The organism is Cupriavidus sp. 291-E7, from assembly GCF_057798835.1.
The window spans coordinates 452,353-477,621 of sequence record NZ_JBYOJV010000003.1; the positions used below are offsets into that span (position 1 = coordinate 452,353).

Genomic DNA, 25,269 nt, shown 5'->3' on the forward strand with positions numbered 1-25,269 from the left:
GTCGTCGTTGACGGACGTCAGGTAGCTTCCGCCGGCGAGGATTCGTGCGGAGGCACCGAAGTCTCAAGCGAATTCCACAGATCCTGCAGCGTGGGGTTGCTGTTCGCAATGGCCCGGTACGATCGGATTTCGAGCTTGGCGCACCAGTCGTCATCGCCGGCCTGTACGAGCCGGCCAGCGTCGATGTCATCCTTGACGGCGCTGTATGGCAGCCAGGCGATGCCATAGCCTTCCACCGCCATCTTCATGATGAGCATGGCCATGTCGGCCTCGTAACAGCCTCGCAGGTGATGCTGCTGGACAGCGTTGTTGAGGATGACCTCGACAATTCTGCTCATGAAGGTGGTGGCCGTGTAGGCCAGGTAGGGGAGTGGGGCCGACTGCGTGCCCGGCAGCGCAAACAGTGGATTGCCTTTTGCGTCGGGCGCGGACACCGGAACGAAATCTTCCTGGCCGAGCGTCAGGCTGACGAACTTGTCCCTGTCGAGCACGATTGGCGCCAGCGGATGATGGTAGCCAATCATCAGGTCGCACCTGCCTTCCGCAAGCGCGACCACGGCATCGTGCACGTTCGCGGCCACCACGCGCGTATTGACGTTGCCCGCCTGCTGCTGAAACTGCTTCAGCCATTTTGGAAGGAACGTGAACGAGAGCGTGTGCCCGGCGGTGATCTGAATGGATCGGCCTGGCATCTTTGCATCCTGTCGCAGCTCCGAGCGCAGCACCGCCAGCACGCCCACGGTCTCCCGGCTTTGCTCGCAGAAGCGCTTGCCCGCGATCGTCAGCTCGACCGGATAGGTGCCCCGGTCAACCAGTTCGACGCCGATCCAGTCCTCAAGCGCCTTGATCCGGCGCGACAGTGCCGACTGCGTGACAAAGCGAAGCTCCGAGGCCCGTGAAAAGCTCCGCGTCTGCTCGATGGCGAGAAGGTCCTCAATCCATTTCAACTGCATCGTTCGATCCTTTGGCTCTCTGACGGCGCGCAAAGCGCCTCGGCGTGGACGCAAAGATATCGCATAGTTCGGTGCAACTGAGCGTCTGATGGGTCATTTATCGATAACTATGCCAAGACGGAATAGTTGTGGTTGACTTACTCATCAACTCCACTTGCCGGTGCTCCTAGAATCCGTTGCCAACAGGAACGCACTGACGAGGAAACGTGATGGGGACGCAGAAAACGACGAACGGAACGCGGCAGGAGCACGACCTGCTGGGCTATCGGGATGTGCCGGAAGCGGCGTATTACGGCATCCACACGCTGCGCGCGCTGGAGAATTTTCCGATTTCCGGAGACCCGATCTCCAAGTACCCGGAACTGATCACCGCCTTGGTGGACATCAAGCAGGCCGCGGCCTTGGCCAATTGCGAGCTTGGCCTGCTCGACCAGACGCGTTGCGATGCCATCGTCGACGCCTGCCGTGCCATTCGCAACGGCGAACTGGCCGAGCATTTCGCCGTCGACCTGATTCAGGGCGGCGCCGGCACGTCCACCAACATGAATGCCAACGAGGTGGTGTGCAACAAGGCGCTGGAGCTGCTTGGGCGACGCCGTGGCGACTATGAATTCCTGCATCCGAACGAGCACGTGAACATGAGTCAATCGACCAATGACGTCTACCCGACGGCATTGAAGGTTGCCACGTACCGTAGTGCCACGAGGCTGCTGGAGAAGATGTCGACGCTGGAGTCATCCTTCGAGAAGAAGTCCGCGGAGTTTCGGGAGATGCTGAAGGTGGGGCGCACCCAGTTGCAGGACGCGGTGCCCATGACGCTCGGGCAGGAGTTTGCCACCTATGCGGTCATGCTCAATGAAGACCGCCAGCGTCTTACCGAGACGCTGCCGCTGATCTGCGAGATCAACCTGGGCGCCACGGCGATTGGCACCGGCATCAACGCGCATCCTGACTACGCCGTCCTGGTGCGTCAGCACCTTTGCGATGTCAGTGGACTGCCGCTGCATACCGCTCCGTATCTGGTCGAGGCAACCCAGGATTGCGGCGCGTTCGTTCAGTTCTCGGGTGTTCTCAAGCGTATCGGGGTAAAGCTGTCCAAGGTCTGCAACGATCTTCGGCTGCTTTCCAGCGGGCCGCGATCGGGCCTGGGCGAGATCAATCTCCCCGCGGTCCAGGCTGGCTCCAGCATCATGCCGGGCAAGGTCAATCCGGTGATCCCGGAAGTGCTGAACCAGGTGGCGTTCGAAGTGATCGGGAACGATGTGACCATCGCTCTGGCGGCCGAAGCGGGGCAACTGCAGCTCAACGCATTCGAACCCATCATCGCCTACTCGCTGTTCCGCAGTATCGGACACCTGACGCAGGCATGCGCCACGCTGGATGAGCGCTGCGTCCGAGGCATCACGGCAAACGCCGATCACATGCGCGACATGCTCGACAGATCGATTGTCCTGGTGACCGCGCTCAATCCATACATCGGATACGAAAACTCGACGGCGGTGGCCAGGGAAGCGCTGGAGACCGGGCGCAAGGTCGCGGACATCGTGCTCGAACGCGGCCTGCTGTCCGCCGAAATGCTGAGCGAGATCCTGCGGCCGGAGGTATTGACGGCGCCTCGTGCGCGCGTCGCGTTGCGTTGAAGAACACGGGGCGAAAAGCCCACGGAAATTGCTAACGATAAGGCTGGAGGAGACGATGAATACAAAAAGACTGACGACGCAGATCGTGGTGGCGATGCTGGCTGGTATTGCAGTGGGCTGGCTGTGCAACCACCTGGCCAAGGACGCACAGGCCGCAAAGGAGATTGCGGGGTACTTCGGTATCGTGACGGACATCTTCCTGCGCATGATCAAGATGATCATTGCGCCGCTGGTGTTCGCCACGCTTGTAGGCGGATTGGCGAGCATGGCGGGCGGTGGCGCGGTGGGACGCATCGGGCTGCGAGCCATGATCTGGTTTGTGTCGGCGTCCGCCATCTCGCTGGCATTGGGCATGCTGCTGGTCAACCTCTTCCAGCCGGGCCTGCATATGAACCTCGCGGTTCCGGAGGTTGCATCGGCCACGGGCCTGAAGACGGGCGACTTCAGTCTCAAGGGCTTTTTTACCCATGTCTTCCCGAAGAGCATCTTCGAAGCCATGTCGAATAACGAGATTCTGCAGATCCTGGTTTTCTCGTTGTTCTTTGGCGCAGCGCTGGCTTTCGTAAAGGGCGACGGCAAGTCGACCATCGTCGATGCGATTGAAGAACTGACGAAGGTCATGTTTCGCATCACCGACTATGTGATGCGGTTCGCGCCGATCGGCGTATTCGCCGCAATGGCCGCGTCCATCACCGTGGAAGGTATCGGCGTTCTCGTGAACTATGGCAAGTTGATCGGGCAGTTCTACCTTGGCCTCGCGCTGCTGTGGGTAATCCTGTTCGGCGTTGGTTATCTTTTCCTGGGCCGCCGCACCGCGCAGCTTGCAAAGCTGATTCGTGAGCCGATTCTTCTGGCGTTCTCCACGGCGAGCAGCGAATCGGCGTATCCCAAGACGATTTCCGCCCTGGAACGATTCGGCGTGCCCAAGCGCGTGTCGAGCTTTGTATTGCCGCTGGGCTACTCGTTCAATCTCGATGGCTCCATGATGTATCAGGCGTTCGCGGTCATGTTCATTGCGCAGGCCTACAACATCGAGCTGAGCTTCACGCAGCAACTCACGATCCTGCTGGTGCTGATGGTGACGAGCAAGGGGATGGCGGGCGTGGCGCGGGCGTCGCTGGTTGTCGTCGCCGCAACGCTGCCGATGTTCCATCTTCCGGAAGCGGGGCTGCTGCTGATCATCGGTATCGATCAGTTCTTCGACATGGGCCGCACCGCGACGAACGTCGTCGGAAACAGTGTGGCGACGGCCGTAGTGGCTAAGCTGGAAGGGGACGACCTTCCTGCGCCGGTGGAATCCTCATCGGGCTACGAAGCGCCGGTGACGACACAGACCACGGCTGGCTAGCAGGCATTGGTGGCGGCACGGCGCCCCTAACTCACTGACTATCATGCGCGAACTGACCTTCGGAATCATTGGTGGCCTCGGGGCTTTGGCAGGGGCGGACGTCTTTCTCAAACTGGTAAAAAGCCGTGCCGTCATGGCGGACCAGGGCAGCTACCATTTTCTGTTCGAGCAGCATCCGTTCCGGGATGCTTCCCACCCGCTGACGGGCAGCGCGAACATGACGTCTCGCAAGCTGTACGTCTTCAAGACTTGCCAGGGGTTTGAGAGCCGTAAGGTCGATGCGGTGCTGATGCCGTGCTTTGCCTCGCATACGTTTCTCGGCGAACTCCAGGCGGAGCTGTCCGTGCCAATCGTCGACATGATGGAGGCATTGCGGCGGGCGGTGCGCGACATGCTGCCGGAGGGGGGATGCATCGGCGTGCTGACCTCGGATTTCGTACGCAACGCGCGCCTTTTCGATGCGTATTTTGGCGACGACTTCAGAGTCCTGTATCCGGCTGATGACGGGCAATCCCTCTTGATGGACGCCGTCTATGGCCCGGCGGGCATCAAGGCCGGGAATACGGACGGTCTCTGCGTGGAGCAGCTTCATCAGGTGTGCCTGGAGCTTTCAGCGAGCGGCGCCGACGTTGTCGTGCCGGGGTTTACCGAGCTTTCGCTTGTCGCCGCAGCATTGCAGCGGCGCGATATTCCGATTCTGGACGTCAATCAGATCTACGCGGACTTTGCCGCCACGCTGGCGGACGGCCGGAGGGCCGCGGCGTTCAAGCTGGGGATCGTTGGCGGCGTTGGTCCAGCGGCGACAGTCGATTTCATGGGCAAGGTCGTGAAAAACACGCCGGCTTCGCGGGACCAGGAACACATCAAGATGGTGGTCGAGCAGAATCCGCAGATCCCGGACCGGACCGCAAACCTGCTTCGTGATGGCGCCGATCCGACGGTCGCCCTGTACGCGACATGCCGGCGACTGGAACTGGATGGCGCCGATGCCATCGCCATCCCGTGCAACACCGCGCACGCCTACGTCGAACGCATTCAGCCTCATCTTGGTGTGCCCATCGTCAACATGCTGACCGAAACGGTGCGTCACATCGTCGAGCGCTATGGGCGGGGCACGAAGGTCGGCTTGCTGGCTACGTCAGGGACTGTTGAAAGTCATGTCTACCACGAGGTTGCGTCCGATCAGCTTGAGCTTGTCGTCCCGGATGCCGCGTTTCAGCAGATGGTGATGGACGCCATCTATGGCCCCCAGGGCGTCAAGGCTGGTTACACCGAAGGTCAGTGCCAGGAGCTACTAAGGGCCGCAATCAGGCATCTGTCCACGCAGGGTGCGGCCGTGCAGATTCTCGGATGCACCGAGTTGCCCCTGATCTTTGCCCAGACCGACCACTTCGAAGTCGATGCGGACAGTCACGTAAGTCTTATCGACCCAACGGACGTCCTGGCCAAGCGGTGCGTTCGCCTGGCGCAATCCTGATCAACGAACTCTGAGGCGACGTCGCAGCGCGGCGCGCCTCGTTGTAGCAAACGGGGATCGACGACGGGTCCTTCGGCGTTCTGCGCCCATTTTCAAGGCGGCGGAGAAAGCCAGTCCTGTCCGGGACCCCTGGATCGGTAACCACAGAGCGGCGCCAATGCCGTCGAAACAGACTCACCGGAGGAAACAAAATGAATCGCAAGCTGAATCACATACTTCTTGCCACCAGCATGGCGGCCGTATTTTTGTCCGCGGGGCTGGCACATGCCCAGCCAGTCGCGGCGCCATCGAAGCTGCCGGCCGAAGCCGCTGTCGAAGCCCGCAAGGCCAATATCGTCATCATCGGCACGGGGGGAACCATCGCGGGCGCCGGTGAGGCCGCCACCAACACGGCCGCTTACCAGTCGGCCGTGGTGCCGGTGGACAAGATCATCGCTTCGGTTCCGCAAATCTCGAAGATCGCCAACGTCAAGGGCGAGCAGATTTTTCAGATCGGTTCGGAAAGCTTCAACAACGAACGCCTGGTGAAACTGGCCAAGCGCGTGTCCGAAGTGCTGAAGATGCCCGATGTGGACGGCGTGGTGATTACCCACGGCACCGACACGATCGAGGAAACCGCCTACTTTCTGAATCTGACGATCAAGAGCGACAAGCCGGTGGTCGCGGTCGGGTCCATGCGGCCGGGCACGGCGCTGGGCGCCGACGGTGCGCTCAACCTGTACGACGCGGTGCTGGTCGCGTCGAACCCGGCATCGAAAGGGAAGGGCACGCTGGTCGTGCTCAATGATGAAATCCATACCGGCCGCGACGTGACCAAAACCAATACGTTCAAGACGGAGACGTTCCGGTCGCCGTTTGGTCCGCTGGGCTATGTCGTGGAAGGCCGCACGCTGTTCTATCGCCTGCCGGCCCGTCCCCACACGCTGCAGACGGAGTTCGACATCGACAAGATCGACAAGCTTCCGGAAGTGGCGGTGATCTATGCGTACGGAAACGTGAATCCGGCCAGCGTCGATGCGGCGGTGAAGAACGGCGCCAAGGCCATCGTCTACGCGGGCACCGGCAATGGCAGTGTCGGCGACTACATGGTGGATTCGCTCAAGGCCGCGCGCGCGAAAGGGGTGCAGGTCATTCGGGCCTCGCGCACCGGCAGCGGTGTTGTCGTGCGTAACGGCGAACAGCCCGACGACAAGTACGACTGGATCGTGACGGACGACCAGAACCCTCAGAAGGCGAGGATCCTGACCGCTTTGGCTCTGACCAGGACGCAGGACCCCAAGGCACTGCAACAGATCCTCTGGAAGTACTGATCTGCGCACGATGCGGCATGGGTCTTGGGCTTACTGTCGGTAAAAGTGCTCAAAATGCCTCGTTTTTGGTCCGCCGTGGCATTTGGGCCACGGTTTGGGTTGATTGCCCGGCACTTATCGAGGCCGTTCGATAGGTACTATTACCTAATGCTGCAATGCGACAAAGCGTCTGCTACAATTCGGGAAAACCCCATAAGGGTAATCCCTGAAAGGAAGGACGCCATGAACACCCAATCCGACATCAAGCTGACCGATCAACTGGAACGTGAACTGATCGACCGCGAACTGGGCACGCAAAGCCTGGGCTTCGCCAACGACGTAAAGCGCGCAATCGCCACCGTCCAGAACATTTTCACCCGCCTGCAGGCGGAAGCGCGCAAGGCCAAGGTGGTCTACGCGAACGGCTGATCGGCATACGCTGATAGAAGTACCGACGGCGCGCCTCGCGCCGTCAGCATTGAAAACCGGCCCGCCGTACACCTGAACAAGGTGTGCGGCGGGCCGGTTTTTGTTTGCGCGGAAGGTCAGGGCCCGATGTCGATGCTGTCGACGCGATCAGGATAGAACGCGACATATCCCGCAATTCCCGCAACGGCGGCGTGGGGATGCTCGTAGGTCCAGACGGCGTTGTCGCCACGTGGCCCCGCGGCCGGGATGCTGAAGTAGGTGGCGTCGCCCTTGTATGGACAATGACTGGTATGCGATGTCGGCGTCAGTAGCGCCATGTCAACGTCATCGCGCGGAATGTACTGCACGGCGGGATAGGACGCCTCCTGCAGGTTCAGCGCTCGCCGGGTATCGGCCACCACGCGGCCGCCGGCCTTGACGACAACGCGTGCGCGCTGGGGTGTGACGGTGATGGGATGGTCCGGGCCGGGGATCCTGACGGGCCTGTCTGCCATGACGACTCCTTGGGCTGCAACGGCCAAAAAAGATGAGGCGCGGCAAGGATGCCGCGCCCGCACGGGCCAGCGCACGCCTGAGAGCCGTGCGAACCCGCGCCAATCATGAAAAAACCGCCACGGAGGTGACGTAAGGCTGTTAGGGAGAGAAAGCCTGCAGCCTCAGGCAACACAATAGCGCCTCACGTCATTGCGAAAAAGCGCAACAGCGGAACACACTTTTCTTGCACGCAAAATAATGGCCCCGCCGAAGCGGGGCCGATCGTGTGCAGCAATGCCCGATAGTGCCGGATCAAGTGCCCGATTGTTCCTCGATCCAGAGCGATAACCGCACCTTGTATGCCTGCTGGATGTGGCGGCGCGTAATCTGCTCGGCCTGCTCGGGATTGCGGGCTTCAAGGGCTTCGACCAGCGCCATGTGCTCCTCGTAGGAGCCACGCGCCCGGCCCGGCACGGCCAGCGTGGAGCGGCCCAGCAGCGCCATCGATTCGTGAAGCGAGCGCAGCGTCTTGAGCAGATAGCGGTTGTGCGCGCAGCGGTGCAGCGTCTCGTGGAACAGGCGGTTGTTCATCGCCAGCTTGTCCGGGTCCTCGGCAAACGACAGGTCGCGCTCGACGATGTCGCGCAGCAGCGAGATTTCCACGTCCGTCGCATGGCGTGCCGCGAGCGCGGCGGCCGTGGACTCCAGTACCTCGCGCATGACATACAGCTCGCTGACCATGCTGGCGTCCAGCCGCGTCACCATCATGCCGCGGTTAGGCTCGTTGACTACCAGCCCTTCGGATTCCAGCCGCGACAGCGCTTCGCGCACGGGCGTGCGCGACAACCCAAGTGACTCGGCCAGTTCCACTTCACGCAGACGGGTGCCCGGTGGCAGCTGGCCTGCCTGGATGGCGGCACGCAATTGTTGATAAGCCCGCTCGGAACGCGGCAACGAAGCACTCTGGTCGCCATCGGCGCCAGCCAGGTCCGTAGGAAGCATGAAGACGTGAAAATGGGTGACTGCAAGTAGCCTGTTTTTCGAAATCACTGTGCTCGGCCGCCGCGCCCAAACCGGCCCGCCGGCAACTCTGTCAGTACGGCCATGTGGATCAGGCTAGGAACACAAAGCTGCTGAGAGAGGCACGATTTTACATCGTGCACTAGGCGTGACGTCGTTTTCATCATTTCGCCTGCGGCGCCCACGACGGCGGACGCACTCGCCACCCACTAGGGTTAAACCGCATACGACCGCAGCGCCCTTGATTTTCTGGCGATTTTTTCGCCAAAGCGGGGTTCGCGCCACTTTATCGTCATAGCCCGGACCTTGCCATTCGAAGCAAACCGTCCATAATGCAAACGTTTGCAAAAGGAGAAACGGCATGGAGACATCAACTACCGGGCCGACGCGCAAGCCCATCAGCGCGCTGGCCTTGATCGACGATGAAGGGTCGGTGACCGATGTTGTCACGCAGGCGATGGCGCAGACCGAAGACGCGCGCCTGCGCACGGTCATGGCTGCGCTGGTGACCCACCTGCACAACTTCCTGCGGGAGGTTCGGCCTACCGACGAGGAGTTCGAGCTGGGCCTGGAGTTCATCGCGGCGCTTGGGCATGCCACGCATGCCACCAACAATGAAGTGGTGCTCGCCGCTGACGTGCTCGGGCTGTCCACGCTGGTCACCACGATGAACAACAGTACGAAGGATGGCCGTACGCCGGGCGCGTTGCTCGGACCGTTCTATCGTGCCAACGCGCCGCGCTATCAGTGCGGCGACTGCGTGGTGCAGGGCGACACGCCCGGTTTGCCGCTGTTCGTCAGCGGCATGGTGCGTGCGACCGACGGCGCGCCGATCGCCGGTGCGCTGGTCGAGGTCTGGCAGGCATCGCCGGTTGGCCTTTACGACAACCAGGACCCGAAGCAACCCGACCGCAATCTGCGCGGCGCCTTCCATACCGATGCCGACGGCGGCTATCACTTCCGCACGGTGCGGCCCGCCGGATATCCGGTGCCGACGAATGGCCCGATCGGCAAGCTGCTGGCTGCGCAGAACCGGCATCCGTATCGCCCGGCCCATATCCATTTCATTGTGGCGGCACCCGGCTATCGCACGCTCGTGACGCAGGTCTTTGCGGACGACTCGGACATCCTGGAGACCGATGTCACGTTCGGCGTGCACCGGCAGCTCGTGGGTGCATTCCAGCGCGTCGAGAACGGCCGCAGTCCGTGGGGCGACATTCCCGCCCCGTTCTATGCGCTGGAGTTCGACTTCACGCTCGAACCGGGAGAGCAAACGTTCCCGAAGCCGCCAATAGACTGATTTCCCGTTGTTCTTCTCACCTCATCAAACCATGAGCATTTCTTCTCTCTCCGGCAAGGTTGCAGTGATTATCGGCGGCACGGGAGGCATCGGCCTGGCTGCCGCCCGTGCGTTGGCCGACCAAGGCGCCAGCGTGGTACTGACCGGCCGCGATATGGACCGGGCGTCCGGCGCGGTGGCCACACGGCCGGCCGGCAATCACCTGGCCGCGTATGCGGAAGTTGGCGACAGCGCCTCGCTTCGGCAACTCGCCGACGATGTGCAGCATCACTACGGACGCGTGGACATTCTCGTCAATGCCTCGGGCTTTACGCGGGCAATCCCGCACGCCGATCTCGATGCGCTCGACGATGCGCTGATCGATGAAATGTTCGCCATCAACTGGCGCGGACAGTTCGCGGCGATCCGCGCATTTGCGCCGCTGCTGCGCGCGAATGGCGACGGGCTCATCGTCAACGTCGGATCCATTGCAGGGCGCACGGGGCAGGGCAGCAATGTTGCCTACTGCGCCGTGAAAGCCGGCCTCGATGTCATGGCGATGTCCCTGGGCCGCGCGTTGGCGCCCGCCATCCGCGTGCTCAACGTGTCGCCCGGCGTCGTCGACACCGGCTTCGTGCCAGGGCGCGACAGCAAGTTCAACGAGCGCGCGGCAAGCACCACGCCGCTGCGCCGCATCGGGCAGCCCGAGGATATGGCCGAGGCCATTGTCGCCTGTGCCACGTCGCTGCGGTTTGCCACCGGCACGACCATCGTTGTCGATGGCGGCCGCCAGCTTGGCTGATGTTCTGCTCTCAATCTTTCCACTGACTCATGCATTCACGTAAAACGATCATCACCTGCGCGGTGACCGGCAATATCGTCACGCCCGAGCAACATCCGGGGCTTCCCATCACGCCCGAACAGATCGCAACGGCCGCGCTGGAAGCAGCCGAGGCGGGTGCCGCCGTGGCACATATTCACGTGCGGGACCCGGAGACCGGGCGCCCGTCGATGTCGCTCGACTACTACGCGGACGTAGTCGACCGCATTCGGGCGCGCAACCGCAGCCTGATCATCAACCTGACAACGGGGCCCGGCGGGCGCTTCGTTCCTGACGAAAACGATCCGCGCGTGGCCGCGCCCGGCACCACGCTGCTGCATCCGCTCAAGCGCATCGAGCACATCGTGGCGCTGCGCCCCGACGTCTGCTCGCTCGACCTGAATACGATGAACTCGGGTGCGGACGTCGTCATCAACACGCCAGGCAATGTACGCAAGATGGCGGCCGAGATTCGCAAGGCGGGCGTCATGCCCGAACTGGAAATCTTCGACTCGGGCGACCTGAACATGGCGCTCGATTTCATTCGGGAGGGCGTGCTCGACGGTCCGGGCCTGTGGACCTTCGTGTTGGGCGTGAAATACGGTTTCGCCCCCACACCCGAGACGATCTTCTACGCACGGAACATGCTGCCGCAAGGCGCGAACTGGTCCGCGTTCGGCATCGGTCGCGCCGAGTTTCCGATCGTTGCGCAGGCGTGGCTGGCGGGCGGGCATGTGCGGGTAGGGCTGGAGGACAACATCTACCTGGAAAAAGGAGTGCTTGCGCCCAGCAATGCCGCGCTGGTGGCCAAGGCGCGCGACATCGTCAGATCGCTTGGCGGCGACATTGCATCGGCATCCGAAGCACGCACGACGCTGGGTTTGCGCAACGCCTGATCCCACTCATTTTCATTTCCACGCAGACATCATCACCATGAATACCATTCAGGTTCATCAGAAGGCTTCCGATATCGACTCGCTCGAACTCGAACTGGCGGGACTGCCGCGTCCCGAAGCGGGGCAAGACCAGTGCGTGATCGAAGTAGCGAGCGCGGGCGTCAACCCGAGCGACGTCAAGGCAACGCTTGGCATGATGCCGCACGCCATTTGGCCGCGCACGCCAGGCCGTGATTACGCGGGCGTTGTCATCGACGGTCCCAGCCAGTGGATCGGACGACAGGTCTGGGGCAGTGGCGGCGAGCTGGGCATCCGTCGTGACGGTACGCACGGCAAGTACCTGCGCATTGGCGTCGAGGCCGTGCGTGAAAAACCGGCCACGCTGTCCCTGCTGGAAGCCGGTGCGGTAGGCGTGCCATTCATTACCGCGTATGAAGGGCTGCGTCGCGCGGGCATGCCGACGGCGGACAGCGTCGTTCTTGTGTGCGGCGGCAACGGAAAGGTTGGCCAGGCTACGATTCAGATCGCCACTGCACTTGGCGCGCGCGTGTTTGCGGTGGAGCGCGGCGATGAACCGTATCGCGGCCATGCCAGCGGCGCCGTGCGCATGATCGATGCCAGCCGGGAAAACATTTCCGCCGTGGTCCGTGATGAAACCGGCGGTCACGGTGCCGACATCGTCTACAACACCGTGGGCAGCCCATATTTCGAGCGGGCAAACATGGCCATGTCCATCGGCGCCACGCAGATCTTTATCTCGACAATCGAAAAACTGGTGCCGTTCGACATCTTTGCGTTTTATCGCGGCCAACATACGTATGTGGGTGTCGATACGCTCGCGCTGGACAGCGTGGCATGCGCGAAGATTCTCGATGCCCTGGCGCCGATGTTCGCCTCCGGCGCGCTGAAGCCATTCCCCGTGCTACCTGAGTACACGTATGCGCTGGCAGATGCCGGGGACGCCTATCGCACCGTACTGCTCGGGGCGCTGGAACGTGTGGTGCTGAAGCCATGAATACCACCCGATTTGCCCAGGCGCCGGCGTACTTCCCCGCCAATCACGAAGGCATGCACTGCTTGCGGCTGCAAGGACACGAGGCCGGAGCGTCCGAGGCGCTGTGGATGGGCGTGTCGATCATCCTGCCGGGCGGGCATACGTCGCTCGATGCCTCGCCGGTCGAAAAGCACTACGTCGTACTGGAAGGGGAGGTCAGCGTGCGTACCCCCACCGAGGAAGCCGTGCTCCAGCGGTTCGATTCCGTGCGGCTGGCGCCAGGAGAAGCTCGCCAGGTAAGGAATCTTTCGAATCTTCCGGCCATGCTCCTGCTAGCCATGCCTTACCTGCCAGCCGCCGCGCCGTGATTTTTTCCCCGGATTTGCAAACGTTTGCAGTTCCGGGATCACCTGCATCCATAACTACATAGAGGAGACCCCCAGATGCAAAGAAAAAGGACGCTCAGACGACGCCACGTTATCCCGATTGCGCTGATGTCGGCGGGTATCGCGACGGACGCCATCGCGGAAAACGGTGTGACGATCTACGGCCGGCTCAACACTGCAATCGAGTATTCGCGCGCCAGCACCGCCACGGACGGCACGAAACTCGGCGGCACGGCACGGGTGACCAACAACCGTTCCGTGTTCGGCTTTCGTGGAGAAGAAGACCTGGGCGGCTCGCTCAAGGCCGTCTGGCAGATCGAAAGCAATGTTTCGCTCGATACCGGCCAGGGCCAGATCGCGGGCCGCAACTCGCGCATCGGCCTGCAGGGCGAGTACGGACTGCTGTTCATGGGCCACTGGCAAACGCCCTACACCGAATCGACGGCCGGCTTCGATCCGTACTACCCGACCACCGCCGGTTATATGGCGTTGATCGGCAACGGGTCGACATCCAGCTCCGACAACGTGCAGGACACCAGCTCTTTCGACCGGCGCCAGAAGAACATCATCCAGTACCGCTCCCCGCAACTGGCAGGCGCCAGCATTTGGCTGGGCTGGGGGCTGCCCGAGGAAAAAACGACTGTGCCGCGCAATCCCGCGCTGTACTCGGCGGCGGTGGTTTATGAGCGCGGTCCGCTCAACGCAACCGTGGCGTACGAAATCCATCAGCACTACCAGGCGGCGGGCCGCAACGACGATGCGCTGAAGGTGGGGTTGGCGTACCAGTTGTTTCCAGGAACGAGGATTGCCGCGCTCTACGAGCACCTGCACTACCGCACCGATACGGGAGACCTGCAGCGCAATGGTTACTACGCATCGCTGGTGCAGAAGCTGGGGCCGGGCAGCGTGCGCGTGGGCTTTGCGTTTGCGCCTAACGGCACCGGGTCATCCACCGACACGATCGGCTTCTTCCGCAGCGGCACGGAGACAGGCGCGACGCAGTTCACGGTCGGCTACGACTATCCGCTGTCGAAGCGCACGGCGCTGTATGCCTACTACAGCCGCATCAACAACAAGAAGAACGCGATTTACGACTTCGCCATCAATGAACTCGGCGTTAGCGCCGGTGCCGATCCGCAGACGTTTGCGCTCGGCATGCGGCACTTCTTCTGACGCCTGGACCTGACATCGCATTGCGAGGAGACAATCATGACCCGAATGATTTTTCGCCCCCTTGTCGCGCTCACTTTCGTTGCGGCCGCGGCCCTGGCAACGCAGGCCGCGGCGCAGCCGCAATATCCGGCCAAGCCGATCCGCCTGGTCGTGCCGTTCTCGGCCGGCAGCGCCACTGACATCCTGGCGCGCATCGTCGGCACCAAGATGGGTGAATCCGGCCACTGGCAGGTGGTGGTCGACAACCGCCCCGGCGCGGGCGGCACGCTTGGCGCCACCACGGTGGCAAAGTCGGCGCCGGACGGCTACACGCTGATTCTGGTGTCGGTGGGCCACGCCATCAACGCCACGCTGTATCCCAAACTCGGCTATGACACGCTCAAGGACTTCGCACCGGTATCGCTGGTGGCCTCCGTGCCAAACGTGCTGGTGGTCAATGCCGCCAGCCCCTATAAATCGGTCCGTGACGTCGTTGCCGCAGCCAAGGCAAAGCCCGGCTCCATGAACTTCAATTCCGCTGGCTCGGGCAGTTCCACGCATCTGAGCGGCGAGATGTTCAAGATGCAGGCGGGTATCGACATCATGCACATTCCGTACAAGGGCACAGGCGAGGCACTGACCGATGTGATGGCCGGACGTGGAGACATGATGTTTGCCCCAACCGTGTCGGCGATGCCGTTCGTCAAGCAGGGCAAGCTGCGTGCGCTGGCCGTGACCACGCCCAAGCGCGCCGGTGCGCTGCCCGACATCCCGACCATTGCGGAATCGGGCCTGCCTGGCTATGCGTTCGATTCGTGGTTTGGTGTGCTGGCGCCAGCGGGTACGCCCAAGGAGGTCGTCAACGCGCTCAACGCCGAGATCGGCAAGGCGCTGGCATCGCCCGACGTGCGCGAACGCCTGGCCGCGCAGGGTGCCGAGCCGCGCACCAGCACACCGCAGGAATTCGCCAGCTATATCCAGGCGGAAATCGGCAAACTGGCACCCGTGGTCAAGCAATCGGGTGTGCGGGCCGGCGAGTAACCGGCAAGCAGGCGGCTGACGCTAGAATGGCGCATTACCAACTGCCAACCTGGCGTCCGCCGCCCATGCCCGAACGCAAGCGTGTGACCATCAAAGACCTGGCCGCCGAGGTCGATGTCCACTATTCCACGGTGTCGCGCGTCATGAACCCCGCCACCCGCCATCTCGTGGCGGAAGAAGTGGCCACGCGGATCCTGAAACTGGCGGAGCTGCGCGGCTTCCGGCCCAACCGGATTGCGGCGGGGTTGCGCACCCAGCGCTCGGGACTGATTGGCGTGATCCTGCCCGACATCGCGAACCCGGTATTTCCGCCAATCCTGGCTGGAATCGAGGCGGTGCTTGCCAAACAGGGTTACGTGCCGATCGTCGTCAACGCAGGGGGAGATCGCACGCGACAGCGCTTCGTGATCGACCAGATGCTGGCCAGGCAGGTGGAAGGGCTGATCCTGGCCACTGCCGAGCGTGACGATCCATTGCTCGACTATTGCCTGAAAGTTGGCATCCCGGTGGTGATGGTGAATCGTGGCGAGCACACCGGGCGAGCGTCGTGCGTGGTCAGTGACAGTCTGCTGGCAATGCAGCTCACCGTCGATCACCTGGTGTCGCTGGGACACCGCTGCATTGGCCACATCGCTGGACCGGCCAGCACGTCCACCGGTTATCTGCGCAAGGAGGGATTCCTCCAGGCGGTAAAGCAACATCGGCTAAAGCGCAACGAATTCATGGTCGTGGAGGCCGATGGCTACGGGCGCGACGCCGGCCGCAAGGCGTGCGCCGAATTGTTTGAGGCGCTGCCATGCCTGACCGCCATCGCGGCAGGCAACGACCTTGTAGCGATGGGCTGCTACGACTATCTGCGTGAGCAGGGCGTTCGTTGTCCCGAAGACGTCTCCGTGGTCGGCCACAACGACATGCCTTTCGTCGATGCACTGACGCCGCCGCTGACCACAGTCCGCATTCCCGTCCACGACATGGGCGAACAGGCAGCGGAGCTGCTGCTGCGCCAGATCGACAAACCTCACACCGCCACGGTCGTGGTCGAGTTGCGCCCGGAGCTGATCGTGCGCGGGTCCACGGCAGCGCCCAGACCCGCAGCCTAGGCGCGCGGGTTCAGCGAGCGACGCGCGGCGGCCTGCCTTCCAATGCGTCTTCCAGCAAATCGCGGATACCGTCGTACGCCAGCGGACGAGGATTGGGATACTGGTCGCGCAGCGCGAGTGTGCAGATGATCTCGATGTCGTCGTGCGACATGCCCAGTTCCCGCAGGGACCTGGGCGCTCCGAGCGAACTGGCCAGTTCAAACACCGCACGTGGGCCATCGCCGTGGGTCGCGCCCAGCGATTCGGCGATGGCCGTCATGGCCTGCGCCGTGGCCGGAGCGTTATAGGCCAACGCATGCGGCAGGACGATCGTATGAACTTCCGCGTGTGGCAGGTTCAGCGTGCCGCCCAGGGTGTGGCACAGCTTGTGATGCAGCCCCACGGTCACGCTGCCCAGCACGGCACCGCACAGCCAGGTTCCATACAGCGCATCGGTGCGGGCATCGCGCAGCGCGTCGGCAGGGGACGCGGGATTGGCGATCACCGGTAGCGCTCGCCCGAGCGCGGCAATGCCATCGCGCGACATCCATTGCGTGACCGGATTGCGGTCCGAGGCGTACAGCCCTTCGGCGGCATGGGCGATGGCATTCATGCCGCTCGTCACGCTGATGGCGGGCGGTAGCGCCAGCGAAAGCTCGGGGTCATAGATGACGGTCTTTGGCAGCACGCGCGGGTCACGGCCGGTGCGTTTGCGGCCAGCTTCGGTCAGGCCATAGATCGGCGTCATCTCGGAGCCCGCGTAGGTGGTGGGGATGGCGATCACCGGCAGGCTCGATTCCAATGCAATGGCCTTGCCCAGGCCGATGGTCGATCCTCCGCCAATGGCGACGGAGCAGTCGGCGCCGCACTCGGCGGCAATCTCGCGTGCCCGTCGCGCCTGCTCGACGGGCACGTGCATGACCGCGCCATCGAAAATGCCCGCGCAGCGCGCGCCAAGCAGCGCTGCCACGCGTTCGGCAAGATGGCGTTGGCCGGGCGTGCAAAGCACCAGAGCGCGGCGGGCGCCCAGCGCGTCGACTTCATCGGCAAGCCGTGCAAGGCTGCCAGGGCCGAACACGACGCGTTGAGGATACGTCTGATAGACGAACGGTTGCATGGCGGAAGTTGTCATGACGGCGGGGAGGGCGTCTTGCTGAGAGCGGATCATTGTCGGGCCATTTTGCATTGGCTGCAAAGACCGGATGGCAGTGATGGCCGCATCGATTGGTGCGTGGTCGTCAAATCGGAAACTGCGTCGTCGACAACACCTGCTTGAGAACCATGAACGAGCGGATTTGCCGCACACCGGGCAGATAGAGCAACTGCTCCGCGTGCAGACGATTGAAGCTGTCACTGTCCTTTGTGCGCACGAGCATGAAGTAGTCGAATTCGCCGGTGACGACGTGGCATTCCATGCAGCCGGACACCTTTTGCGCGGCGGTCTCGAACTGCGCAAACGATTCCGGCGTGGAGCGGTCAAGCACCACGCCGATCATCACCAGCATCCCGGCATCGAGCGCCTTCGGATCCAGCAACGCCACGATGCCGCGAATCAGGCCCATTTCCTTCAGCCGCTCCACGCGCCGCAGGCACGCTGGCGGACTGAGGTTGACCTTGGCGGCCAATGCGACGTTGGAGATCGATGCGTCGCGCTGCAGGGCGCGCAGGATCGCCTTGTCGGCGCGATCCAGTGCGTCGATATGCGGCGCGGCGGACGAGGCGTCCGGCGAGGCAGGCTGGCTGGATTTGCTGCGAAATTTTGTTTCTTTAATAGGCACGGCAGCGGAATATTTAAAGGAAAGGATGCGTAGTCGTCTATTAATAGTGTTTAGAAAGATTGGATTTTGCAAGCACGTTTCGTGGCTTTTTTTCTAGCATTGAGTCCACCGGGGATCACCCCCTCAACCTGGAGTTGCCACCATGAATCTGAAGCGCTTTGCTCGCCATCCGCTGACGTTTGGCCCTACACCGATCCAGCCACTGAAGCGGCTGTCCGATCACCTCGGCGGCAAGGTGGAGTTGTATGCCAAGCGGGAGGACTGCAATAGCGGCCTGGCCTTTGGGGGCAACAAGACCCGCAAGCTCGAATATCTGATTCCCGACGCGCTGGCGCAGGGTTGCGACACGCTGGTGTCCATCGGTGGCATCCAGTCCAACCAGACACGTCAGGTGGCTGCCGTTGCCGCGCATCTGGGGCTGAAATGCGTGCTGGTGCAGGAAAACTGGGTCAACTATTCCGACGCCGTGTATGACCGCGTCGGCAACATCCAGATGTCGCGCATGATGGGCGCGGATGTGCGGCTGGTAGCCGACGGCTTCGACATCGGCATCCGCCGCAGCTGGGAAGAGGCGATGGAAAGCGTGCGGCAGGCGGGTGGCAAGCCGTATCCGATTCCCGCCGGCTGCTCCGAGCATCCGCTAGGCGGCCTCGGCTTCGTCGGCTTTGCGGAGGAAGTACGCGCGCAGGAAGCCGAACTCGGGTTCAAGTTCGACTACATCGTCGTGTGCTCCGTGACGGGCAGCACGCAGGCCGGCATGGTGGTGGGCTTTGCCGCTGACGGCCGCGCTGACAGCGTGATTGGCATCGACGCTTCGGCCAAGCCCGAGCAGACCCGCGCGCAAATCCTGCGCATCGCAAAGCATACGGCGGGGCTGGTGGAACTGAACCGCGACATCGTTGATGCGGATGTCGTGCTCGACACGCGCTATGCCGGTCCTGAATACGGCCTGCCGTCGGAGGGCACGCTGGAAGCGATCCGCACCTGCGCAAGGTACGAAGGGGTGATGACCGATCCGGTCTACGAAGGCAAATCGATGCACGGGATGATCGATATGGTCCGGCGAGGCGAGTTCCCGGCCGGATCGCGCGTGCTCTACGCCCATCTGGGCGGCGCGCCGGCATTGAGCGCCTACAGCTTCCTGTTCCGCAACGGCTGAGGCTGGCGCGCCCGCATCGCGCGCCGCGATGGTGCGCGATGCCCCGCTTCGGGGACTGCGGCGGCCCGTTCGGCCCCATTCGGCCGCCGCTGACGCCTCTTTTTGGCGACAAATCTTGCATACAAGCATGGCATACCACTTGCTCAAGTGGTTGCCGTGAACGCAACGAACGATAACTCTCCCGCCGACATTGCCAACCGCATTACCGAGGCAATGCTTGGCCAGAAGCTGCTCCCAGGCTCCCGCCTGGGGGAGCAGGAACTTGCCACGCTGTTTGGCGTGAGCCGGACGCTGGTGCGTGAAGCGCTGTCGCGGCTGGCGGCCCGTGGCATGGTGACAGTCAGCGCGCGGCGGGGCTGGTTCCTGGTGGAACCGGGCGCCGAAGATATCCGGTCGGCATTCGATGCGCGCCGCATCATCGAAACCGGGCTGCTGCGCGAGATCAGTCCGGAGCGGCCGCCGAGCACGCAGGCCATCCATTCACTCAAAGTCCATATCGCACGCGAAAAGGCTGCGCTCGGTGGCGAAGACGCCAGCGTGCGCAGCTTTCTGCTTGGCGATTTTCACGTTTGCCTGTGCGCGTCGCTGGGCTATGGCCTGCTGGTCGACACGCTGCGCGACCTGACCGCGCGCACGACGCTGGTGGCCAGCCGCAACCAGTCTGCCGACGATGCCGGCCGCTCGTGCCGTCAGCACGAAGACATCGTCAACGCATTGGTCGAAGGCGACGGTGCGCTGGCCGCACGCCTGATGACCGAGCACCTGTCCGAGGTGCATACGAGCCTGGACGCCGTGGGTCCCGCCGATCCGCTTGCCCACTTGCGCCAGGCGCTGGCACCGGTCGCTCCGGCCAGCCGGCCAGATCCTGCTTTTCCCGCCGCGGATGATTCCGCGGACAACGCTTCGTCCCCTTCGTCTCCTTCATCTCCCTTTCGAAACTGAGGAAATCACGCGATGTTTCATGTCAAAGCAATCACGAAGTTCTCTCGTCGCGGCCTGATGATCGCCGCACTGGCCGGATGCTGCGTCGCCGCCTTGCCGATGCAGGCGCATGCCGACACGCTGGCGGACGTCACCAAGGCAGGCGTGCTGCGCGTGGCAGTGCCGCAGGATTTCCCGCCGTTCGGCTCGGTCGGTGCCGACATGGCACCGCAGGGTCTTGATATCGATGTGGCCGCGCTGATGGCCAAGAAAATGGGTGTGAAGCTGCAACTGGTGCCCGTGACCAGTACCAACCGCGTGCCGTACCTGCAGACGCGCAAGGTGGATCTGGTGATCTCCAGCATGGGCAAGAATCCCGAGCGCGAGAAAGTGCTCGACTTCTCCGAAGCCTATGCACCGTTCTTCAATGGCGTGTTCGGGCCGGCGGATCTTGCGGTCAAGAGTGCGGCCGATCTGGCGGGCAAGACCGTCGGCGTCACGCGCGGCGCCGTGGAAGACCTGGAACTGAGCAAGATCGCCCCGTCCAGCGCGATCATCAAGCGCTATGAAGACAACAACGCCACGATTTCGGCGTTCCTGTCGGGCCAGGCACAACTGATCGCCACCGGCAACGTCGTGGCATCGACGCTGATCGCCAAGCATCCGCCCAAGGCACCCGAGACCAAGTTCCTGATCAAGAATTCGCCGTGCTTCATCGGCATGAACAAGGGCGAGCGCGCGCTGCAGGACAAGGTCAACGCCATTCTGGCGGAAGCCAAGAAGGATGGGTCGCTGAACACGCTGTCGATCAAGTGGCTGCTGCGCCCGCTGCCGGCACAGCTCTGATACGCGCACGCCTGATACAAGCATGGCTTACGCGTTCGATTTCGTGTCGGTGCTGGACTATACCGACGTGCTGCTCAAGGGCATCGCCGTCACGGCGCAACTCACGCTCACGGGAGGCGTGCTCGGCGTGGCCGTCGCCGTGGCCGGTGCCTGGGCCAAGACCCAGGGACCAGCGTGGTTGCGCGCCGTCGTCAGCACCTATGTGGAGCTGATCCGGAACACGCCGTTCCTGATCCAGCTGTTCTTCATCTTCTTCGGCCTGCCCAGCCTTGGCGTGCATCTGCCCGAAATGGTGGCGGCATCGCTGGCGATGGTCATCAACCTGGGTGCGTACGGGACCGAAATCGTTCGCGCGGGCCTGGCCGCCACGCCGCGCGGCCAGTTCGAGGCGGGGGCGAGCCTGGCCATGTCACCGTTTCAGGTGTTCAGGCATGTGGTGTTGCGGCCGGCGCTGCAGAAGATCTGGCCGGCGCTGTCCAGCCAGGTGGTGATCGTCATGCTGGGTTCGGCGGTCTGTTCGCAGATCGCCGCGCAAGACCTGACGTATGCGGCCAACTTTATCCAGGGGCGTAACTTCCGCGCCTTCGAGGTATATCTGGTCAGCACGGCGATCTACCTGCTGCTGGCGATCGCACTGCGGCAGTTGCTGCGCGGCATCGGCAGGCAGCTTTTTGCGCGGAGGGCGGGATGATCGAGTTTTCGTCGTGGGACATCGTTCGCAACCTGCTGCTGGCGGCGCGTTGGACGGTACTGCTTTCCCTGGTGGCATTTGCGGGTGGCGGCATCGTCGGCCTGTTGGTGTTGCTGATGCGCACCGGCAAGCGGCCGTGGGCGAGGCGACTGGCGCAGGCCTATATCGAGCTGTTCCAGGGTACGCCGCTGCTGATGCAGCTATTTCTCGCATTCTTCGGCCTTGCGCTGTTCGGCATCGAGGTGCCGGCATGGCTGGCCGCGGGGCTGGCGCTGACGTTCTGGACGTCCGCCTTCCTGGCCGAAATCTGGCGCGGTTGCGTGGAAGCGATTCCGCGTGGCCAGTGGGAGGCATCGGGCAGCCTGGCCATGAACTATGTGCAGCAGATGCGCTACGTGGTACTGCCGCAGGCCCTGCGGATTGCCGTGGCGCCGACGGTCGGCTTTGGCGTCCAGGTCATCAAGGGTACCGCGCTGGCGTCGATCATCGGTTTCACCGAGCTGTCCAAGGCGGGCACGATGATCGTGAACGCCACGTTCCAACCGTTCACCGTATATGCCGCCGTGGCGCTGATGTACTTCGCGCTGTGCTGGCCGCTTTCGCAATACAGCAAGATGCTGGAGAGGAAATTTCATGCCGCTCATCGCCATTGATCAGGTTCGCAAGTCCTTTGGCAGCAACGAGGTCCTGAAGGGCGTATCGCTTTCCGTGGAACCGGGCGAGGTCATCGCCATCATCGGCAAGAGCGGTTCGGGCAAGAGCACGTTGCTACGGTGCATCAATGGGCTGGAGAGCATCGATTCAGGCGCCATCACCGTGGCGGGCGCCCATCTGGCCGACAGCGAGCTGCAATTGCGTGCGCTGCGGCTGAAGGTGGGCATGATCTTCCAGCAGTTCAATCTCTTTCCGCACCTGAGCGCGGGGCGCAACGTGATGTTGTCGCCGATGATCGTCAAGGGCGTGCCGGAGGCCAAGGCCCGTGAACTGGCCGAGCTGAATTTGGCGAGGGTCGGGCTTTCCGCCAAGTTCGACGCGTATCCGGATCAGCTGTCGGGTGGTCAACAGCAGCGGGTTGCCATTGCGCGCGCGCTGGCGATGCAACCGACCGCATTGCTATGCGACGAAATCACGTCGGCGCTTGACCCCGAACTCGTCAACGAGGTGCTGCAGGTCGTGCGCGGACTGGCCGCCGACGGCATGACCTTGCTGATGGTGACGCACGAAATGCGCTTTGCACGCGAGGTGTGCGACCGCGTGGTCTTCATGCATCAGGGCAAGGTCCACGAAATCGGCGCACCGGACGAAGTGTTCAGCCGGCCGCAGACGCCCGAGCTGCAGCAATTCCTGGGAATGGTCGAAGCCTGATCGCGTCGCGGCCGATCAGGCCGCGCTCTTGCCCCGCGCCTTCTCGCGCCGCCGCCGCGCCACCATGTTCAGCCCTTCCACGGCCGTCGAGAACGCCATCGCCGTATAGATATAGCCCTTGGGCACGTGATGCCCGAGACCGTCGGCAATCAGCGTCATGCCGATCATGATCAGGAAGGCCAGCGCCAGCATGACGATGGTGGGGTTGCGGTTGATGAAGTTGGCCAGCGGCGTGGCGGCCACCAGCATCACGGTCACGGCGGCGATCACGGCCACGAACATGATTGGCACGTGATCGGTCATGCCGACCGCGGTGATGATGCTGTCGATCGAGAACACGAGGTCCAGCACCAGGATCTGCCCGATGGCGGCGGCAAAACCCGGTACCGCGCGGGCCTTGGCCGCTTCGTCCTCATGCTCCGGCTCCGGCGCCACGTGCTGGTGGATCTCCCGCGTGGCTTTCCAGACCAGGAAGGCGCCACCGGCGATCAGAATGATGTCCCGCCAGGAAATTCCCTTGCCCAGGATCGTGAAAACCGGTTCGGTCAGGGCGACGATGACTGCAATGGTCGCCAGCAGGGCCAGCCGCAGGATCAGCGCCAGGCCGATACCGATACGCCGCGCCTTTTCCCGGGTTTCTTCGGGCAGCTTGTTGGTCAGGATGGAAATGAAGATCAGGTTGTCGATGCCGAGCACGATCTCCATAGCGACCAGCGTGGCCAGGGCGGCCCAGGCGGAAGGATCGCGTACCAGTGCGAGCAGTGTTTCCATGCGGACTCCAGATCTCCGGGGACGGTGAGCGACAGGCCGGGAGGCGGCCCGCAAGGGGACAACAGCCCACATGGTAGCGCACACCTTGGCGCCCGCGAAGGCGGTACAGCGTGCACTGCAGGCCAGATCATGCAGATCGAGGTTGTCGAACAGCGATTGTGAAATATAGTATGTGATATACCAAAGCATCCCAACGCATCACTATCACCACAATCGAGGAGACAACCCATGAAAATCTGTATCTACGGGGCGGGGGCCATTGGTGGCTACATGGGCGCCCAGCTGGCGCTGGCGGGTGCCGACGTCAGCTTTATCGCGCGCGGGCCGCACCTGGCGGCCATGCAGGCTAACGGGGTACGGCTGCTGATCGAGGGGCAGGAACGTGTGGCCAAGGTCCGCTGCACCAGCGATCCGCGGGAACTGGGTCCGCAGGATTACGTGTTCATCACGCTCAAGGCACACCAGGTGCCGGGGGTAGTGGACCTGATGCAGCCGCTGCTGGGGCCGGAAACCGCCGTGGTGACAGGCGTGAACGGCATTCCTTACTGGTATTTCCACAAGCACGGCGGCGAATTTGCCGGCAGGACGCTGGAAAGCGTGGACCCTGGCGGCAAGCAATGGCAGGGCCTGGGCCCGGAGCGCGCCATTGGCTGCGTGCTGTATCCGGCGGCCGAGATCGTCGCGCCGGGCGTGATCAAGCACGTCTATGGCAAAAAATTTCCGATTGGTGAGCCGGATGGCAGCCGTTCGGAGCGCATCACGCGGTTGTCCGAGGCGATGATCCAGGCGGATCTGGATGCGCCGGTGCGCGACAACATCCGGGACGAAATCTGGCTCAAGCTGTGGGGCAACCTCTGTTTCAACCCGATCAGCGCACTGACGCATGGCACGCTGGACGTCATCACGTCAGACCCCGCCACGCGGGCGCTGTCCAAACAGATGATGCTCGAGGCGAAGGACATCGCCGAAAGCTTCGGCGTGCATTTCCGCGTCGATGTCGAGCGCCGGATCGATGGCGCCGGCGCGGTGGGTGCGCACAAGACGTCGATGCTGCAGGACCTTGAGGCGGGCAGGGCGATGGAGATCGATCCGCTGCTGACCGTGGTCCAGGAAATGGGCAGGATGATCGGCCAGCCTACGCCGATGATCGATGCGGTGCTGGGGCTGATCAAGCAGCGCGATCGCATGGCCCAGGCGGTGCCGGCAGGCAATGCCGAACCGGTGAAGGTCGCCCGGGCCGCCTGACGCGCGAAGGGCAATGACCTTCGGCAGTGCCGTCATTGTGATATACCATATACGAAAGGCCGGACTCGTCCCTTCGAGATCGTCGCCGTAGTCCAATGTCCTAGATTGATGAGCAGAGCGCATGGCGCCATGCCACACTGGACTTCATGACGTTCACGAAGGGACGGCCGCCACCGGACGCCAGACCGGCTTCCGGGGCACCGGCCACTGACGAGT

General features: G+C 62.9%; 26 protein-coding genes. 20 read left to right on the forward strand and 6 right to left on the reverse strand.

Going from position 1 to position 25,269, the window contains the following annotated elements; translation table 11 throughout:
* Window positions 1–17: 17 nt before the first annotated feature.
* Window positions 18–953 carry a LysR substrate-binding domain-containing protein gene (locus tag AC3FLX_RS08055; RefSeq protein ID WP_488695418.1) on the reverse strand — a complete coding sequence of 312 codons (936 nt, stop codon included), beginning with the start codon at window positions 951–953 and terminating at the stop codon, window positions 18–20.
* 209 nt (window positions 954–1,162) lie between these two features.
* Between AC3FLX_RS08055 and aspA the strand changes: the two genes are divergently transcribed.
* The 5 genes from aspA (at window position 1,163) to AC3FLX_RS08080 (ending at window position 7,136) form a co-directional block, all read left to right on the forward strand.
* Entirely contained in the window at window positions 1,163–2,593 is a 1,431-nt protein-coding gene (gene aspA, locus AC3FLX_RS08060) for an aspartate ammonia-lyase (RefSeq protein WP_488695420.1), read from the forward strand.
* A 55-nt stretch (window positions 2,594–2,648) separates the two neighbouring features.
* On the forward strand, window positions 2,649–3,941 hold the full coding sequence (locus AC3FLX_RS08065) for a dicarboxylate/amino acid:cation symporter (protein ID WP_488695421.1): 1,293 nt from the start codon (window positions 2,649–2,651) through the stop codon (window positions 3,939–3,941).
* A gap of 43 nt (window positions 3,942–3,984) precedes the next feature.
* The gene (gene cuyB / locus AC3FLX_RS08070) at window positions 3,985–5,418 is read left to right on the forward strand and encodes a cysteate racemase (protein ID WP_488695423.1); all 1,434 of its coding nucleotides are present in this window, start codon (window positions 3,985–3,987) and stop codon (window positions 5,416–5,418) included.
* A gap of 191 nt (window positions 5,419–5,609) precedes the next feature.
* Window positions 5,610–6,728 carry an asparaginase gene (locus AC3FLX_RS08075; RefSeq protein WP_488695425.1) on the forward strand — a complete coding sequence of 373 codons (1,119 nt, stop codon included), beginning with the start codon at window positions 5,610–5,612 and terminating at the stop codon, window positions 6,726–6,728.
* Between the two features lie 222 nt (window positions 6,729–6,950).
* Window positions 6,951–7,136: a hypothetical protein gene (locus AC3FLX_RS08080; protein WP_488695427.1), complete on the forward strand. Its 186-nt coding sequence runs from the start codon at window positions 6,951–6,953 to the stop codon at window positions 7,134–7,136.
* A 116-nt stretch (window positions 7,137–7,252) separates the two neighbouring features.
* Here the strand turns inward: AC3FLX_RS08080 and AC3FLX_RS08085 are convergent, their stop codons facing one another.
* Both AC3FLX_RS08085 and AC3FLX_RS08090 read right to left on the reverse strand, forming a co-directional pair.
* Window positions 7,253–7,630: a DUF427 domain-containing protein gene (locus AC3FLX_RS08085; RefSeq protein ID WP_488695428.1), complete on the reverse strand. Its 378-nt coding sequence runs from the start codon at window positions 7,628–7,630 to the stop codon at window positions 7,253–7,255.
* A gap of 292 nt (window positions 7,631–7,922) precedes the next feature.
* Window positions 7,923–8,612, reverse strand: coding sequence for a GntR family transcriptional regulator (locus tag AC3FLX_RS08090; protein WP_488695430.1), 690 nt, complete (start codon window positions 8,610–8,612; stop codon window positions 7,923–7,925).
* Window positions 8,613–8,991: 379 nt separating this feature from the next.
* Here AC3FLX_RS08090 and AC3FLX_RS08095 point away from each other — a divergent pair, with 379 nt between their 5' ends.
* The 8 genes from AC3FLX_RS08095 to AC3FLX_RS08130 all read left to right on the forward strand — a co-directional run bounded on the left by AC3FLX_RS08095 (window position 8,992) and on the right by AC3FLX_RS08130 (window position 16,298).
* On the forward strand, window positions 8,992–9,930 hold the full coding sequence (locus AC3FLX_RS08095) for an intradiol ring-cleavage dioxygenase (RefSeq protein WP_488695432.1): 939 nt from the start codon (window positions 8,992–8,994) through the stop codon (window positions 9,928–9,930).
* 31 nt (window positions 9,931–9,961) lie between these two features.
* Window positions 9,962–10,711 carry an SDR family NAD(P)-dependent oxidoreductase gene (locus tag AC3FLX_RS08100; RefSeq protein ID WP_488695434.1) on the forward strand — a complete coding sequence of 250 codons (750 nt, stop codon included), beginning with the start codon at window positions 9,962–9,964 and terminating at the stop codon, window positions 10,709–10,711.
* Window positions 10,712–10,740: 29 nt separating this feature from the next.
* Entirely contained in the window at window positions 10,741–11,625 is an 885-nt protein-coding gene (locus tag AC3FLX_RS08105; protein ID WP_488695435.1) for a beta-keto acid cleavage family enzyme, read from the forward strand.
* A gap of 37 nt (window positions 11,626–11,662) precedes the next feature.
* Window positions 11,663–12,640: a quinone oxidoreductase family protein gene (locus AC3FLX_RS08110; RefSeq protein WP_488695437.1), complete on the forward strand. Its 978-nt coding sequence runs from the start codon at window positions 11,663–11,665 to the stop codon at window positions 12,638–12,640.
* Window positions 12,637–12,987, forward strand: a complete 351-nt coding sequence (locus AC3FLX_RS08115; protein ID WP_488695439.1) for a cupin domain-containing protein — start codon at window positions 12,637–12,639, stop codon at window positions 12,985–12,987. Before AC3FLX_RS08110 ends, AC3FLX_RS08115 begins: the two co-directional genes overlap by 4 nt.
* Window positions 12,988–13,113: 126 nt before the next feature.
* Window positions 13,114–14,178, forward strand: coding sequence for a porin (locus AC3FLX_RS08120; protein ID WP_488695619.1), 1,065 nt, complete (start codon window positions 13,114–13,116; stop codon window positions 14,176–14,178).
* A gap of 45 nt (window positions 14,179–14,223) precedes the next feature.
* The gene (locus AC3FLX_RS08125; protein ID WP_488695621.1) at window positions 14,224–15,198 is read left to right on the forward strand and encodes a tripartite tricarboxylate transporter substrate binding protein; all 975 of its coding nucleotides are present in this window, start codon (window positions 14,224–14,226) and stop codon (window positions 15,196–15,198) included.
* A 65-nt stretch (window positions 15,199–15,263) separates the two neighbouring features.
* A complete protein-coding gene (locus tag AC3FLX_RS08130; protein ID WP_488695441.1) occupies window positions 15,264–16,298 on the forward strand; it encodes a LacI family DNA-binding transcriptional regulator in 1,035 nt (344 codons plus the stop codon).
* A gap of 10 nt (window positions 16,299–16,308) precedes the next feature.
* On the opposite strand, the gene AC3FLX_RS08135 is transcribed toward AC3FLX_RS08130, so the two are convergent.
* Window positions 16,309–17,394 carry a maleylacetate reductase gene (locus AC3FLX_RS08135; RefSeq protein ID WP_488695623.1) on the reverse strand — a complete coding sequence of 362 codons (1,086 nt, stop codon included), beginning with the start codon at window positions 17,392–17,394 and terminating at the stop codon, window positions 16,309–16,311.
* 121 nt (window positions 17,395–17,515) lie between these two features.
* Window positions 17,516–17,977 carry an Lrp/AsnC family transcriptional regulator gene (locus tag AC3FLX_RS08140; RefSeq protein ID WP_488695625.1) on the reverse strand — a complete coding sequence of 154 codons (462 nt, stop codon included), beginning with the start codon at window positions 17,975–17,977 and terminating at the stop codon, window positions 17,516–17,518.
* A gap of 220 nt (window positions 17,978–18,197) precedes the next feature.
* On the opposite strand from AC3FLX_RS08140, the gene AC3FLX_RS08145 reads away from it, so the two are divergent.
* From AC3FLX_RS08145 to AC3FLX_RS08170, 6 genes are all read left to right on the forward strand, one after another.
* Entirely contained in the window at window positions 18,198–19,214 is a 1,017-nt protein-coding gene (locus AC3FLX_RS08145) for a 1-aminocyclopropane-1-carboxylate deaminase (protein ID WP_488695442.1), read from the forward strand.
* 156 nt (window positions 19,215–19,370) lie between these two features.
* On the forward strand, window positions 19,371–20,156 hold the full coding sequence (locus AC3FLX_RS08150; RefSeq protein WP_488695444.1) for a GntR family transcriptional regulator: 786 nt from the start codon (window positions 19,371–19,373) through the stop codon (window positions 20,154–20,156).
* 57 nt (window positions 20,157–20,213) lie between these two features.
* Window positions 20,214–20,981, forward strand: a complete 768-nt coding sequence (locus tag AC3FLX_RS08155) for a transporter substrate-binding domain-containing protein (protein WP_488695626.1) — start codon at window positions 20,214–20,216, stop codon at window positions 20,979–20,981.
* A gap of 22 nt (window positions 20,982–21,003) precedes the next feature.
* Complete coding sequence (locus tag AC3FLX_RS08160) at window positions 21,004–21,672, forward strand: amino acid ABC transporter permease (RefSeq protein WP_488695445.1); 669 nt, start codon at window positions 21,004–21,006, stop codon at window positions 21,670–21,672.
* Window positions 21,669–22,325: an amino acid ABC transporter permease gene (locus AC3FLX_RS08165; RefSeq protein WP_488695447.1), complete on the forward strand. Its 657-nt coding sequence runs from the start codon at window positions 21,669–21,671 to the stop codon at window positions 22,323–22,325. The genes AC3FLX_RS08160 and AC3FLX_RS08165 overlap by 4 nt, the downstream gene beginning before the upstream one ends.
* Entirely contained in the window at window positions 22,306–23,037 is a 732-nt protein-coding gene (locus AC3FLX_RS08170; protein ID WP_488695449.1) for an amino acid ABC transporter ATP-binding protein, read from the forward strand. Before AC3FLX_RS08165 ends, AC3FLX_RS08170 begins: the two co-directional genes overlap by 20 nt.
* Window positions 23,038–23,052: 15 nt before the next feature.
* Here the strand turns inward: AC3FLX_RS08170 and AC3FLX_RS08175 are convergent, their stop codons facing one another.
* Complete coding sequence (locus AC3FLX_RS08175; protein WP_488695451.1) at window positions 23,053–23,808, reverse strand: TerC family protein; 756 nt, start codon at window positions 23,806–23,808, stop codon at window positions 23,053–23,055.
* 228 nt (window positions 23,809–24,036) lie between these two features.
* Between AC3FLX_RS08175 and AC3FLX_RS08180 the strand changes: the two genes are divergently transcribed.
* Window positions 24,037–25,053 (forward strand): 2-dehydropantoate 2-reductase, encoded by a 1,017-nt coding sequence (locus tag AC3FLX_RS08180; protein ID WP_488695453.1) that lies wholly within the window; start codon window positions 24,037–24,039, stop codon window positions 25,051–25,053.
* Window positions 25,054–25,269 lie beyond the last annotated feature (216 nt).